Below are 14,335 nucleotides of genomic sequence, written 5' to 3'. Positions count from 1 at the left end.
TTCTCAAGTGAAATGAAGAGCTTTTTTGGTGAATCGGATAATAAATAGTAATAATCGGATAATAACCTGGGTTAATCGGATAATAACTCGAGATGATCGGATAATTTCTTCGAACAATCGATTAATTACTCGAGAAAATCGGATAATTACCTCTGACAATCGATCAATCACTCCGAGTAATCGCGCTATTTTTGTCGATATTTATCTTTTATGATATCCCTTTTTATAGTATACAAACACTAAACCAATAATCCATATTGGGCCAACGATTAACGCGATTCGAGTATCAGGGAAGTACGCCATGAGCCCTAAAACTAATACTAAAAAGGCAAGTGCTATATACGATCCAAATGGATAGAATATTGCTTTATATGATAACCTTGAAATTTCTCCTTTGGACAGAGTTTTACGGAATTTTAATTGTGATAATAAAATAATTCCCCACGTCCAAACTGCACCAAATGTAGAAATACTCGTTACCCATATAAATACTTTTTCGGGAACTAGGTAATTTAATACGACGCCTATTAATAATAAAAATGCGGAGAAGACGATGGCTTTAGAAGGCACGCCTGTTCCACTTATTTTCTTAAAGGAAGCTGGGGCTTGCTTTTGTTCTGCTAAATTAAATAACATACGCCCAGTGCTAAAAATTCCACTATTACAACTAGATAGCGCTGCAGTCAATACAACGAAATTAATAATGCCAGCAGCTGGCCCAATACCAATTTTTTCAAACATTAAGACGAAAGGGCTTCCGGCATTACCGACTTCGTTCCATGGATAGATAGACATGATGACAAATAAAGCGCCAACATAAAAAAGTAAGATACGCCAAAAAACAGTATTAATCGCTCGAGGAATAACCGTTTTTGGATTTTTTGCTTCCCCTGCAGTTACCCCAATCATTTCTACACCTAAATAAGCAAACATGACCATTTGCAATGACATGAAAATTCCTGTAATCCCATTTGGTGCAAAACCACCATTTGACCAGAGATTGCTTATACCGACAGCTATTCCTCCATTACCTATTCCAAAAAGAATGACACCAAGACCCACGAAAATCATTGCCAAGATTGCGACAATTTTAATGAGAGCGAACCAAAACTCAAATTCACCATATGCTTTCACAGCGATTAAGTTTACTAATGTCATCACAACAAGTGCTGCAAATGCCCATATCCAAGGAGGTGTATCTGGATACCACATTTGCATATAAACGCCTACTGCTGTAATTTCTGCCATACAAGTAACAACCCATAAAAACCAATAATTCCATCCGGTTATATAACCGGCAAGAGGTCCTAGGTAATCTTTTGCGTATCTACTAAATGAACCAGAGACAGGATTATGTACGGCCATTTCTCCAAGCGCACGCATAATAATAAAAATAGCTAAACCGCCAACAATATATGAAATTAATATTGCAGGTCCTGCTAATTGGATGGCTGTTGCGGACCCTAAAAATAATCCAACTCCAATTGCTGCACCTAAAGACATTAAGGTGATATGCCGTTGCTCTAAACCACGTTGTAATTGCTGATTTCCACCCATTTGTGTAGCACTCCTTTTTCCGAAAATGTTTTTGTTGTATAACAACTTACCACATTATTATGTATTTAGGAACGGTAAATAGAATCAATACTGTGATAAAATTATATTATGCAAGTAGGACGGGGGTCATGAAAATGGGACAAGTAACCATAAAACCGGTAATAGAACAAGAATTAATTCGACTTTGGGAGTTAAGTGCAAAAGAAGAAGCACCTGAATGGAAAAAGTGGGATGCTCCATATTTTCCATATGAGCCAAAGACATTAGAGCAATTTTTAGAGAGAAAAGATCAATATATAAATCAAGAGGATCTCTGGGGCATCTTTGTCGAGGATAAATTGGTTGGTTCTCTTTGCTACTACTGGGAACACGAGGAATCGCTCTGGCTAGAGATGGGGATTGTCATTTATGATCCAGCCTATTGGAATGGTGGCATTGGAACGGAAGCAATTCGAATGTGGATTTCGCATTTATTCACTGAATTACCGCTTGTACGTGTAGGTTACACCACTTGGTCCGGAAATGAACGAATGATCAAGGTTGGTGAAAAATTAGGGATGACGATGGAGGCTAGGCTCCGCAAATGTCGTTTCTACAATGGTGTTTACTACGATTCTATTCGTATGGGTTTATTAAGAGAAGAATGGGAAGAAAGTATATGACTTTATTTGAATTAAAGTATGTGACAAAAAATTATTGGGATAGCCTATCTCCAATTGTGTAAGATATGGTGCTTAACTAGCAATGTTCAAGTGGAGATTCGCAACTATTACTCACATACTCCCAACATTACCATTACTGTATAGAAGCGTAACAAAAAGGGGCTGTCCCTAAAGTCATACATTGACTGAGAGATGGTCCCTTTTCTAATGTATTGATTTCCGTTCCAGACGGACGCTTTCCGCGGGCATGGCTTCAGTCTCCTCGTCACTTTCGCTCCTGCGGGGCCTTCAGCTCATGTTATTCCCGCTGGAGTCGCCGTCTTCCACTACAATCAATTGCCTATAAAAATAGTAGTTTAATAAAAAGTATACAAAAAAAAGGTGTAGAAAAAGACTCGTTTTTCTACACCTGTTTCAATTTATGAGCTTATTAGACAGACCCTTTTCAACAGCCACCGAACAGCTTCCAATAGATTTTCTGCAATATAATCAGGTTCGACGTTTTTCCAAGCATCTCGACATTGCTGTAAGGAACTTTTACCCCAACCAGTTAACACTAATATTTTCATCGCTCCAACTGCATGAGCTGCTAGCATATCAGTCGATCCAACATCTCCAATTACCACACACTTTTTTAAATCTAAGTTATGAATACGAGCAGCATCTAATAACATGCCAGGTCTAGGTTTATGACATCCACATACATCATTTTCACTATGTGGACAAATAAATGCGTCATCAAATCCATAAGATCTAAACTCCTCTAAAAACTCCTGAATGGAAGCTTCTTTTCGGCTTATTCGATGTTGATTCGTGAATGCGAAGGTTTTAATTCCATGGTCCTGCAGTAATTGAAAGGCATCTTTACTAAAGTCATAAGGTTTGAAATCCTTTGGGTGAATAAAATGCCCAGTACCACCAATTGTCCCATCTCGATCTATGAAAACTGCTTGTATGTCCTTAATATTTATCATCTTATCCATTGCTCCATAATGATTACTTCTTTGTTCGTTGCATCCAGTTTTACATTTCGTCCAATAGGCATTGTCAACATTGGGTGCGTATGGCAACAATCGAAGTCCGCAAGAATCGGAATAGCTGTTTCGCCAATAGTTTCCACTAAAATATCAGACGGCTTTCTGCCAGTTCCTTGATCATCAAATAGTTCATGTTTTCCTAAGATAATGCCAGACACACGATCGAATACACCATTTACTTTTAGTAGGTTAAAATTCTTTTCAACAACCGATGCTGTTTTCATCGTATCTTCTATAAAAAGAATGTCCCCACCCTGTATAGCAGGCATATACGGACTTCCCCAAAAACCATACATTGCATTTAGATTGCCACCAATTAATCTTCCTTGTGCAGAACCTTCATTTACACAGATCCAATCATTTGGTCTCTTTTGCTTGTCCGCTGTTTTGACTTCCCAATTGAGAGGCTCATCCGTCCAGTAAGGAGGTACGGGAACAGTAAGAGGGATCTGTTGTTCAACTATTAACATGTCACGGAAATAATCGTATGTATAATGAAGAAACGGTTCAAATTCTCCAAAAGAAGGGACTAATGCCGGTCCATAAAACGTCGGTATTCCTGTTTGTGCATAGATTGCTAATAATATCGCTGTAGCATCCGAATAGCCAATCATGATTTTTGGATCCTTTTTAAAAGCGTCATAATCAATATACGGCAGAAGTGCATTAGAATTAGTTCCCCCAATTGTAGACATAACACAACGAATATCAGGATTTCTTATAAGCTCGTTTAATTCGTTTGCGCGCTCCTGGATCGTTCCAGCACGATATAGGTCATGCTTGCCCGTTAGATTTCCTTCTACAATTTCAAAGCCTTTAGATTCTAAAAAGGACTTAGCCCTTCCGTATCGTTTCGGTGAAGAATAAGTAATAGGTGACGAAGGGGAATATATTCCGATTTTATCTCCTGGCTTTAATCGATTTAATAGTGTCATAATTAGATCCTCCTGTAACTATTCTATTTTACTTATTATTCATCGAGATAGACTGTATGATAAGGATATTATTTACAATTATAGGCTATATAAGCTACTATTAAAATAGAATTTTCAGAAATCTGTAGTAACTAAGTAATTAATTAGTTGATTTCCGCTATAGGCGGACGCTTTCCGCGGGGTGAGCGATAAGCCATCACCGCCACTACGCATCATTTGTGATGGCATATCAGTCTCACTCATCCCGATGGAGTCGCCACCTGCCGCTTCAATCAACGAAGTGACAAATGTTCGCGTTTTAATGACAAAGTTCTATTTATGAAATTAAGTCAACAGAATAAAAATTACACAGCCACTGGGGGACAAGGGAAATGTTAGGGAAAGAACAAGCTGAATTCTTTAGTAAAGATGGATTTTTCATTTGTACCGATAAAAGTTTGTTGGATGTGGAAGTCATTTATAAGTTTCTTAGTGAGGAATCTTATTGGCTTAAGGGTATTTCAAGGGAATTAGTTATAGCATCAATCGAAAATTCTATTCTTTGTTATGGTATTTTTGATGGTGATCCAACTAAAGGGACAACGAAACAAATTGGTTTTGCACGTGTTGTGTCTGACCTTGTTAGATACTCTTGGTTAGGTGATGTTTTTGTACTTCCAGATTACAGAGGACGTGGCCTTAGCAAATGGTTAATGGGTATTATAACTGAACATCCAAGATTGAAAGGAACAAATTTTCACTTAGGTACAAGAGATGCACATTCCCTTTATGCACAATACGGGTTTAAGCCTCTAGAGCGAGTTGAAAACAGTATGGCTAGACCCCTAGATTGGGATGCAATAAATGCTGTATATAAGGTTGAAAAATAGTGAAAATTTGGATATTAAATTATCTATCAATTAGCCGCTAAGAGCGCTAATCCATATACGTTTTTTTATCGCCATCGCAGTTTCTTCTAGTATGGCTTTTGCAACTCCAGTTGCATCATCGACAAATGCATTAGTAATGACAGCGGGTGGATATAAGTTTTTTGACTTTGTGAAAGCCGGTATTCCATTGCAGATTGTCATCCCTCTATTCTTTCCAATATCATGAATCATAAAGAGTTTCTCCAAAATGAGGAGAAACTCTTTTATTTATTTTCTGCCAAGACTCCTGGTGTCTTGGGTTTTTTTATTTGACAATTTTCCTCCATATGATATAACTATTAGTATTAAGCCTAAAACAAAGTAATCAACTAGGAATAATATGTTTATAAAAGGGGTTAGATGATGGGTAGAGAATTTGTCGACATTTTTGATGAATGGGCACACACTTACGATGCATCTGTTTCTGGAAAAGATCCTGAGTATCGTGATGTATTTGAAAGTTATGAAACAATTTTAAATGAAGTAGCAGAACGTGTTTCTGGTACCGTTATAGAATTTGGTACAGGTACTGGAAATTTAACAGCAAAGCTAATTGAAGCAGGTTTTTCGGTTATCGGTATCGAACCAAACACGAAGATGCGTCAGCATACTTCAAACCGATTTCCTTCTATAAAAATAATAGATGGGGATTTACTCGAATATAGTGTAGTTAGTGAAAATATAGATGCAATTGTTAGCTCATATGTTTTTCATCATCTAACGGATGAAGAAAAAGGAGAAGCGTTGAAGGCTTATGCAAAGCTGCTTCCGTCAAACGGAAAAGTTGTATTTGCGGATACGGCTTTTATTACAGAAGAAGCAAAGCAAGCACAAATTGAAAAAGAAAGAAAACGCGGTTTCCATAACGTGGCGGATGACTTAGAACGAGAGTATTATACGACAATCCCAATACTGACGAGGTTGTTTGATAATGCAGGATTTAAAGTAAAGTTTACAAAGATGAATGATTTTGTTTGGTTAATGGATGCGACTAAAAAATAAGGAGCGATACAAATGAAAAAAATGAATGTAGAAAGCTTTAACTTAGATCATACGAAAGTGGCAGCACCTTTTATTCGTTTAGCAGGAACAAAACAAGGCGTTCGTGGTGATGAAATTTACAAATATGATATTCGTTTTAAACAGCCGAACAAAGAACATATGGAAATGCCTGGACTACATTCATTAGAACATTTAATGGCAGAAAATATTCGCAATCATACAGAGCAAGTAGTAGATATTAGTCCAATGGGATGTCAAACTGGTTTCTATTTATCGGTTATCAATCATGAAAACTATGAAGAAATTTTAGAGATTGTTGAAAAGACATTACAAGATGTGTTAGAAGCAACAGAGGTTCCAGCATGTAATGAAGTGCAATGTGGGTGGGCAGCAAGCCATAGCTTAGAAGGAGCAAAGGAGATTGCTGCTGAAATGCTTGCGAAAAAAGATGAATGGCGACAAATTTATAAAGAGGAATTATAAATGAACATATTTAGTAATATACAAGAATTAATAGGGAATACACCTGTTGTGGAAATTACTCATATAAAGGTTCCTAATGATTGTCGAATTTTTGCGAAGCTTGAGTATTTAAATCCAGGTGGTAGTGTGAAGGATCGTCTAGGCTTATCATTAATCGAAGATGCTGAGGAGTCTGGAAAACTTGTACCTGGTGGAACCATTATTGAGCCAACTGCAGGAAATACAGGAATTGGGATCGCACTTGCTGCAATAGGCCGAGGATATAAAGTGATTTTTGTTGTTCCTAAAAAGTTTAGTAAAGAGAAACAAACCTTGATGCGAGCACTAGGAGCAGAAGTCGTGAATACACATACTGCACTTGGCATGCAAGGTGCCATTGAGAAAGCAAGACAACTAGTTGTTGAAATTCCAAATGCTTTTTCACCATCTCAATTTTCAAATCCAGCAAATCCTGCTACGTATACAAAAACACTTGGTCCTGAATTATGGCGTGATTTAGATGGACAAATTGATGTGTTTGTTGCTGGTGCTGGTTCGGGTGGAACATTTATGGGGACAGCTTCTTTCCTAAAAGAACAAAATGAAGATATTAAAACCGTGATAGTAGAACCAGTGGGATCCATTTTGAATGGAGGTGCTGCAGGTACACATGTGACGGAAGGGATTGGAATGGAATTCATACCAACCTTTATGGACCAATCGTATTTTGATGAAATCCATACAATAAGTGATGAAGAAGCTTTTGCTCAATTACGTGCGTTAGCAAAAGAAGAAGGTTTGCTAGTAGGAAGCTCATCAGGTGCAGCCTTTTCCGCCGCACTGAAGGAAGCGGAAACTGCGAAAAAAGGAAGTCATATTGTGACGATTTTTCCTGATTCGAGCGAACGCTATTTAAGTCAGAACCTATATGAATTATTCAACTAAATTTAGTTAAAGCCTCTGGACGCAACTACGCCAAGGCGAATTTGAAGGAGGAGAAATAAAAAATGCGTGCAAAAACGAAGCTAATTCATGCGGGAATTGTTGGTGACGAAACAACAGGTGCTGTGACGACACCCATTTACCAAGTGAGTACGTATAAACAAGAAGCGGTCGGTAAATTCAAAGGATATGAATATTCACGTACTGGAAATCCTACTCGTTATGCGTTAGAAGTATTGATTAGTGAATTAGAAGGTGGCGTGGCAGGATTTGCTTTTGCTTCCGGAATGGCAGCTACAAGCTCTATTATGATGCTATTTAGTAAAGGCGATCACGTCATTTTAACGGATGATGTATACGGTGGTACATACCGTGTCATTACAAAGGTATTAAATCGTTTCGGCATTGAAGCAACATTTGTAGATACGAGCGATGTATCTAAAGTCGAAGCTGCTATTTTAGAAAATACGATAGCAATTTTTCTAGAAACACCGACGAATCCTTTATTAAAAATTACAGATATAAAAGCTATTGCTAAGCTTGCAAAAGAAAAAGGGTTACTCTCAATTGTAGATAATACATTTATGACACCTTATTTCCAACAGCCAATTGAACTTGGTGCTGATATTGTTGTGCATAGTGCGACAAAATATATTGGAGGACATAGTGATGTGGTAGCTGGGTTAGTTGTAGTGAACTCTGAGCAACTTGCAACTGATTTACATTTTGTGCAAAACTCAGTAGGAGCAGTGCTAGGACCTCAAGATTCTTGGCTATTAATGCGTGGAATAAAAACACTTGGCCTTCGTATGGAAGAGCATCACTTAAATGCTAAACGTATTGCAGAGTTTTTAAATAATCATGCAGCTGTTGAAAAAGTATATTACCCAGGTTTAGTTGATCATCCAGGTCATGAACTGATGAAAAAACAAACGACTGGTTTTGGTGGGATGATTTCTTTTGATGTAGGCAGTGGAGAAAAAGCAGATGAACTTCTAGCGAAGCTTCGTTATTTTACTTTAGCAGAAAGTTTAGGAGCAGTGGAGAGTTTAATCTCGGTTCCAGCAAGGATGACACATGCATCCATTCCAAGAGAGCGGCGTTTGGAATTAGGCATTACAGATGGCCTTGTACGAATTTCAGTTGGTATTGAAGACGTGGAAGATTTATTAGAAGATTTAACGCAAGCATTAGCATAAATAATTTTGGCACATCACTTATATTTAGTGGTGTGTGGATGGATGTAGACAGTCTAATTGTAGCGGCGAAAGAAGTGAAAAACTACCTTGGGCATGATGGGGGTAGTTATATGCTTCAGGCAGGACCTTGTTCAGCCTGAAGTCCTAAGATAAAAGCTCAGGAAAAAGTGGAAATATAAAAAAGCCGAACTGGACTATTTTTCCGGTTCGGCTTCCCATTAGTGTGGCTCATATATATCCCAGGCAAGTTTTAATGATTCAACAATATGATCGGCTACTTCTTCGGGTGATTGATAGTTCACTGATAATGTTGAATTGTTAAGTGAATATGCTCTTTGTCGCTCGTGAAACAGTTCTTCAATCTCATCAATATTCCTACTTTGCAAAATAGGACGGCTGTCAATCAAAATATCAAGCCGCTCTTTCCACTCTTCCCATGACACATCTAGGTATAAGACGGTACAGTTTGTCAGACAAGCTTCACGTACTTCTGACTGCATATATGCGCCACCACCAATAGAAATGATTTTCAACTTCTGTTTGGTAAATGTTTGAATCAGCTCTTTTTCATAATTACGAAATACTTCTTCACCATGTATTTTAAAAATATCAGTTGTAGACATCATAAATTCTTTTTCAATTTCTTTATCAATATCGATAAAGTCACGGTATAATTTTTGGGCAACGAGTTCACCAATTGTTGTTTTTCCAACGCCCATAAAACCAATTAACACAATACTTTGTTGTCTTACACTTACTTCTCCGTAACCCAAATTAAACACACTCTCTAATGGCTATATTAATCTAAATTATATTACAATGTCAGAATCTTGTAAACTCTATTTAATTGTCTTAAAAAATTGATTCATTGACAAGACTAGTTGTTAGGGAACTGTTAATGAAAAAATTCATTTGTAAACTTGCACCAAATTTTTGCGACAGGATAATATTCCTCTACCATTAGTAACATACTTAATTGGCAAAACATTTACTACTGAGATGGAGAAATATAAGGAGATAGAAAGAGGATAAGGCATGAAAGAAAAGAAAAAGAGAGAGAAAGAAGGATTTCTCGCTGAGGTTCGTGATTCAATTATTGGAGAATTGCTTTGGAACATGTTAATTTTTGTACCAAGAATGATAATTCGATTCTTAAAATATCTATTCTAAGTGAATCATATTAGTTATAAACCTTTTGCTAGGGGGAAAGATGCTATGGATTATGTCTAGCAAATGGTTCCAAATAAAATGATGAATGACAAGTTGATATCTTTAAATAGTTTGAAAGAGATAGATGAAGAACTTTATCAAGCGTATGCAAAGAAGTATCGAACACATCCTGATCGCGAAAAACTTCTGGTGCGCAGAATTCCCAAACTAGATTGCTTGTGGAATGATGTAATCTTTTTTTTGCCACTTCATCCTCATCATGTATTTCGAGCACTGAAAACGGTTGGTGTAAATATTAAGACGAATATATTATTTTACAAAATACCAACTAAAAATCTAATGAATAATAAAAACGCAGTTTATTTATATCTAAAAGAAAATGACAAAGGTCCATCTGCAGAAATAGATAGTAACGATATTAAATTCATTGATGTAGAAAGTTTCAATGAATTAACTCATATCCCGAATGATACTGTAACATATTTTGAAGAAGAACATAAAAAGGGGAACAATTTTGGAATGTTTGTATATATACCTCATATTTTGAGTCTAGGAGAAGTCAGTATTTTGGACTCAAAAGTCATCAATTGGAGCGAGGAAAGCGGCTAATTAATTCTTAATAATAAAAAGGGAACTGAGTATCTTTGATAACCCATTCCCTTTTCAATTTATAAGTTAATGGGAAGTTCATTTTTATGGGTGTAAGGTATTTGTTCTGACATCGTGAAATTATTTTGAATGGAATATTATTTGTATTACCAAAAAAATGCTGAAGCAAGGGCGATTCCGGTAATGGCACCAAGTGCGATGCCAAATCCAAATGCAAATCCTCTAAATCCGAAGAATCCTAAACCATAACCACCAAGATTATCATCTGGTCTAATCCAGACCATATTTCTATTAATTTTAGTAATTTCCCCCACATGAACACTACCATCTCGACAAGTAATTCTCACTCGCTGCCCATGATATCTACAACATTGATTATATAATGCAGCTTGATTCATGTTCTTCCTCCTTTCAAGACTATTTACATACATGTATGTTCTATTAACATATGCGGTTGATAGTATTGCATAATAGACAATTGTCTAGAGAATAAAAGTATGGTGATAATTTCAGGTTTCAACAAACAAAGAGGAATCCAAAACATATGATAAAAGAAAATAATGAAAAAGGATGAGAAATTTGCCGGTAATTCAAACGCAGAATTGGCTTTATCAATTTGTTGAACTATGTGAGAAACAGTCGGGAAAAGGGGCATCACTCATACAACGTGAGGTAATTAGTGATCCAATCATGAAATTATTTCCTCATATAAACTCTCAAGCATGTCAATATGAACTCCTAAGACACGGATTATTTGATCCAAATGAATGGTTGACCTTAAAAGATAAAGTAAAAGAAATGGAAACACAAAATGTTTGGCAAGTTGTGAAAGAAGAATATAAAATGCTCAGAAGATTATGGGATGGCCCAAAGGTTCCCATTTATATTTTTCCTATAAAAAAAGTAAGTTCCAAATTTGGAGAGCAAATACCTAATAAAAATGGGGTAGCTTATAGAAAGGCACTATTTTTATTTTTATCAACTGAACTAGCAAGAGAAGAAATAAAGGCTTTATTAGCACATGAATATAACCATGTTTGCAGACTAAGCTATTTGGATTTATCTCCTGAAAAAATCTCTCTGAAGGATTCACTAATTATTGAGGGTCTTGGGGAATATGCGGTCAAGGACTTATATGGTGAAAAATGGTTAGGTCCATGGTCAAATCTCTATTCATTGAGAGATGCTATTGAATTATGGAAAGAACACTTTATCCCTTCGTTAGATGTAAAAGGTGTTAAAAATCATCATCATTTTTTATTCGGCAAAGACAGAAGTCCATTACCTAAATGGATTGGTTATTATATAGGTTATCAGATTGTTAATACCTTCCAGAAGAATCGAGGTCCTTTTCGTCACAACGAGCTATATTCCAAATCATCTAAAGAAATAATAGCAGGGTCTGACTTTCCAATTAATAAATAAACGGTGCGAATTATTTTACATGGCATCTAAATGCACGAAATCCAATAACATGACGATTATGAAGTATAAAACGATTATGTTCCTCCCATAAATCGAAGAGATTCCTATCAATTTTTTCTGATTGATTCATGTCATCTATTTCACTTTGAACAAGTTCAGATGGAGTATTTATTAAGTCAATCTGAGCGAATCCCGCCTGTTGTAACCGTTCTATCCACTCTTCTTCAGTTAAAATTTCATGGATGCCATATAGGCTAGATATTTTTCCTTTTAAGTCTTCTGTCAAATGTTGTTCAGCGGTCATTTCGATCATAAACAATTTCCCATCCCTTTTTAAAACTCTGGAAAGTTCATGTAATGTCTTTGAAATATCAGTAAAAACGATAACGGACTCGGCTATAATATAATCGAAGGAATGATCTACAAAATGCAAACTTTGTACGTCTCCTTCGATCGCTTTAACAGTGCTTTCATTGCTTTTAAATCTTTCCCTCGCTTTTTCTACCATTATTGGATGATTATCTATTGCAGTCACTAGACAATTAAATCTTTCAGCTAAGAATGCTGCTGTCTGTCCCGTTCCACAACCTATTTCTAGCACTGATTCAGTTGGGTGTATGTTTATATCTTTCCATATAGATTGGGTAAGATTGAATCCTCCAGGATGTGCACCTCCAATTCCAAAATTAGCTAATAAATCTAAATAAGCATTAGACATTGGATTTCCCTCCTATTTTTCATACTGCTATAGTATGCTTTCCATTCATAAAGTAGCTGGACAGGGCAGTCGATTTTACGTACTTATTAGGAGAATCAAAGTTTAGAAGTATGTAAGGTTTGGAAAAAATTTGAGTATACTTCCTTGTTGTAAGTCCAAAATATGTTTAGAACTTATTTCGACACAAGAGTGTAATTTATTTCTGAAACTTCATACAATTTAAACTTTAAAATTCATGAAATTTCCTATTGAATATTTATACATATAGGCTTATATTAAATCAATGTTATTAAATTTTTCGTAGATAGTAGATGATTTAAGCATTTACTAACTTCCATAAATAGTGTGTGTAGTCATTGTAATAACTTGTAGAAAAGTGAGTGTGAACAGCATGAGTAACTGGTTGGAATTATATGAAAATATGGGAGATTATTTAGCTCCAAGTATGGCAAAAGATCATCCAAATATTCCGATTGTGAAGGAAGAAGGCTGCTACTACTATGGAGTAGACGGTAAGACGTATTTGGATTTTACATCTGGGATTGCGGTAGCCAATACAGGACACCGTCACCCAAAGATCGTGCAAAGCATTAAGGATGCAGCAGATCAACTTGTTCATGGCCCATCAGGTGTCATTATGTACGAATCGATTTTAAAGCTAGCAAAAAATCTTGGCGAGGTTTTACCAGGGAATTTAGATTGCTTCTTCTTCGCAAATAGTGGAACGGAGGCAGTGGAAGGTGCATTGAAACTCGCGAAATTCGTGACACAACGCCCATATGTTGTGTCATTTACCGGTTGTTTTCACGGTCGTTCACTGGGTGCATTAGGTGTGACGACATCGAAAAGTAAATATCGTAAGTTTTTACAGCCCTCGCATTTGTCTTACCAAATTCCTTATGCTGACGAAAAAGGCAGTCCTGAGGGAGTGGATCCTGAAGTTTACTGTGTAGAACAGCTAGAGAAGGATTTCAAACGACTTTTCAAACACCAAGTTACTCCTGAGGAAGTGGCATGTATTATTTTAGAGCCAGTCCTAGGTGAAGGAGGGTACATTATTCCTCCAAAGGCATGGGTAAAGAAAATTCGAGAAATTTGTGATGAGCATGGTATTTTGTTAATTTTTGACGAAGTGCAAACGGGCTTTGGACGTACAGGCGAATGGTTTGCTGCACAATACTTCGACGTAACGCCAGACATTATGGCGATTGCAAAAGGTATAGCATCAGGCTTACCACTAAGTGCGACAGTTGCTTCTAAGGAATTAATGAAAAAATGGCCATTAGGAATGCATGGTACGACATTCGGGGGAAATCCTATTGCGTGTTCAGTTGCGTTAACAACTTTAGAAATACTTCAAGAGGAAAAACTTGTGGAGAACTCAAAAGTTATTGGAGCTTATGCAGCCGAGCGTTTAAAAGAGCTTCAAGCGAACTATCCTATTATTAGCGACATCCGCTCGGTTGGTTTAATGATTGGAATTGAAATTTCAAATCCTCAAACAGGTGAGTTTGATGGACAAGCCGTAATGAAAATTCTTGACTATGCATTAGAAGAAGGCGTGCTCTTTTATCTATGTGGCAATGAAGGCGAAGTCATTCGCATGATTCCACCGTTAACTATAACTAAGGAACAAATCGACGATGGTTTGGGGATGCTTGAAAAGGCAATCATTCGTTATATGAAAGAAATATAAATTACAAAGGAGT

17 protein-coding genes are annotated in these 14,335 nt (G+C 36.6%); 10 read left to right on the top strand and 7 right to left on the bottom strand.

Features of this window, described 5'->3' with window-relative positions; genetic code table 11:
• Positions 1-201: 201 nt before the first annotated feature.
• Positions 202-1,557, bottom strand: coding sequence for an amino acid permease (locus MHB48_RS15780; protein ID WP_342598895.1), 1,356 nt, complete (start codon positions 1,555-1,557; stop codon positions 202-204).
• A 128-nt stretch (positions 1,558-1,685) separates the two neighbouring features.
• Here MHB48_RS15780 and MHB48_RS15775 point away from each other — a divergent pair, with 128 nt between their 5' ends.
• Entirely contained in the window at positions 1,686-2,219 is a 534-nt protein-coding gene (locus tag MHB48_RS15775; RefSeq protein ID WP_342598894.1) for a GNAT family protein, read from the top strand.
• 419 nt (positions 2,220-2,638) lie between these two features.
• Here MHB48_RS15775 and MHB48_RS15770 read toward each other — a convergent pair whose 3' ends face one another.
• The gene (locus MHB48_RS15770) at positions 2,639-3,193 is read right to left on the bottom strand and encodes an HAD-IIIA family hydrolase (RefSeq protein WP_342598893.1); all 555 of its coding nucleotides are present in this window, start codon (positions 3,191-3,193) and stop codon (positions 2,639-2,641) included.
• Positions 3,190-4,191: a S66 peptidase family protein gene (locus MHB48_RS15765; RefSeq protein WP_342598892.1), complete on the bottom strand. Its 1,002-nt coding sequence runs from the start codon at positions 4,189-4,191 to the stop codon at positions 3,190-3,192. The genes MHB48_RS15770 and MHB48_RS15765 overlap by 4 nt, the downstream gene beginning before the upstream one ends.
• A 371-nt stretch (positions 4,192-4,562) precedes the next feature.
• On the opposite strand from MHB48_RS15765, the gene MHB48_RS15760 reads away from it, so the two are divergent.
• Positions 4,563-5,060, top strand: a complete 498-nt coding sequence (locus MHB48_RS15760; RefSeq protein ID WP_342598891.1) for a GNAT family N-acetyltransferase — start codon at positions 4,563-4,565, stop codon at positions 5,058-5,060.
• 30 nt (positions 5,061-5,090) lie between these two features.
• On the opposite strand, the gene MHB48_RS15755 is transcribed toward MHB48_RS15760, so the two are convergent.
• Positions 5,091-5,291 (bottom strand): hypothetical protein, encoded by a 201-nt coding sequence (locus MHB48_RS15755; RefSeq protein WP_342598890.1) that lies wholly within the window; start codon positions 5,289-5,291, stop codon positions 5,091-5,093.
• Positions 5,292-5,462: 171 nt separating this feature from the next.
• Here MHB48_RS15755 and MHB48_RS15750 point away from each other — a divergent pair, with 171 nt between their 5' ends.
• The 4 genes from MHB48_RS15750 (at position 5,463) to MHB48_RS15735 (ending at position 8,704) form a co-directional block, all read left to right on the top strand.
• On the top strand, positions 5,463-6,101 hold the full coding sequence (locus MHB48_RS15750; RefSeq protein ID WP_342601405.1) for a class I SAM-dependent methyltransferase: 639 nt from the start codon (positions 5,463-5,465) through the stop codon (positions 6,099-6,101).
• A 12-nt stretch (positions 6,102-6,113) separates the two neighbouring features.
• Positions 6,114-6,584 (top strand): S-ribosylhomocysteine lyase, encoded by a 471-nt coding sequence (locus tag MHB48_RS15745; RefSeq protein WP_342598889.1) that lies wholly within the window; start codon positions 6,114-6,116, stop codon positions 6,582-6,584.
• Positions 6,585-7,508, top strand: coding sequence for a cysteine synthase A (cysK, locus tag MHB48_RS15740; protein ID WP_342598888.1), 924 nt, complete (start codon positions 6,585-6,587; stop codon positions 7,506-7,508).
• Between the two features lie 62 nt (positions 7,509-7,570).
• Positions 7,571-8,704, top strand: a complete 1,134-nt coding sequence (locus tag MHB48_RS15735; RefSeq protein WP_342598887.1) for a bifunctional cystathionine gamma-lyase/homocysteine desulfhydrase — start codon at positions 7,571-7,573, stop codon at positions 8,702-8,704.
• 218 nt (positions 8,705-8,922) lie between these two features.
• Here the strand turns inward: MHB48_RS15735 and MHB48_RS15730 are convergent, their stop codons facing one another.
• Entirely contained in the window at positions 8,923-9,423 is a 501-nt protein-coding gene (locus MHB48_RS15730) for a shikimate kinase (RefSeq protein WP_342601404.1), read from the bottom strand.
• 316 nt (positions 9,424-9,739) lie between these two features.
• On the opposite strand from MHB48_RS15730, the gene MHB48_RS15725 reads away from it, so the two are divergent.
• Complete coding sequence (locus MHB48_RS15725; protein ID WP_342598886.1) at positions 9,740-9,874, top strand: hypothetical protein; 135 nt, start codon at positions 9,740-9,742, stop codon at positions 9,872-9,874.
• A 63-nt stretch (positions 9,875-9,937) separates the two neighbouring features.
• Positions 9,938-10,483 carry a group-specific protein gene (locus tag MHB48_RS15720; protein WP_342598885.1) on the top strand — a complete coding sequence of 182 codons (546 nt, stop codon included), beginning with the start codon at positions 9,938-9,940 and terminating at the stop codon, positions 10,481-10,483.
• A gap of 146 nt (positions 10,484-10,629) precedes the next feature.
• On the opposite strand, the gene MHB48_RS15715 is transcribed toward MHB48_RS15720, so the two are convergent.
• Positions 10,630-10,881, bottom strand: coding sequence for a hypothetical protein (locus MHB48_RS15715; RefSeq protein ID WP_342598884.1), 252 nt, complete (start codon positions 10,879-10,881; stop codon positions 10,630-10,632).
• A gap of 181 nt (positions 10,882-11,062) precedes the next feature.
• On the opposite strand from MHB48_RS15715, the gene MHB48_RS15710 reads away from it, so the two are divergent.
• On the top strand, positions 11,063-11,908 hold the full coding sequence (locus tag MHB48_RS15710) for a DUF2268 domain-containing putative Zn-dependent protease (RefSeq protein WP_342598883.1): 846 nt from the start codon (positions 11,063-11,065) through the stop codon (positions 11,906-11,908).
• A 10-nt stretch (positions 11,909-11,918) separates the two neighbouring features.
• Here the strand turns inward: MHB48_RS15710 and MHB48_RS15705 are convergent, their stop codons facing one another.
• Complete coding sequence (locus MHB48_RS15705) at positions 11,919-12,626, bottom strand: methyltransferase domain-containing protein (protein ID WP_342598882.1); 708 nt, start codon at positions 12,624-12,626, stop codon at positions 11,919-11,921.
• A gap of 391 nt (positions 12,627-13,017) precedes the next feature.
• Here MHB48_RS15705 and MHB48_RS15700 point away from each other — a divergent pair, with 391 nt between their 5' ends.
• Positions 13,018-14,322 (top strand): aspartate aminotransferase family protein, encoded by a 1,305-nt coding sequence (locus tag MHB48_RS15700; protein WP_342598881.1) that lies wholly within the window; start codon positions 13,018-13,020, stop codon positions 14,320-14,322.
• Positions 14,323-14,335: the final 13 nt, after the last annotated feature.

Origin of the sequence: Psychrobacillus sp. FSL H8-0483 (assembly GCF_038637725.1) — a bacterium.
Classification (GTDB): Bacteria; Bacillota; Bacilli; order Bacillales_A; family Planococcaceae; genus Psychrobacillus.
The sequence above is the reverse complement of the archived record's forward strand: the minus strand, read 5'-3'. Positions and strand labels throughout refer to the sequence as shown.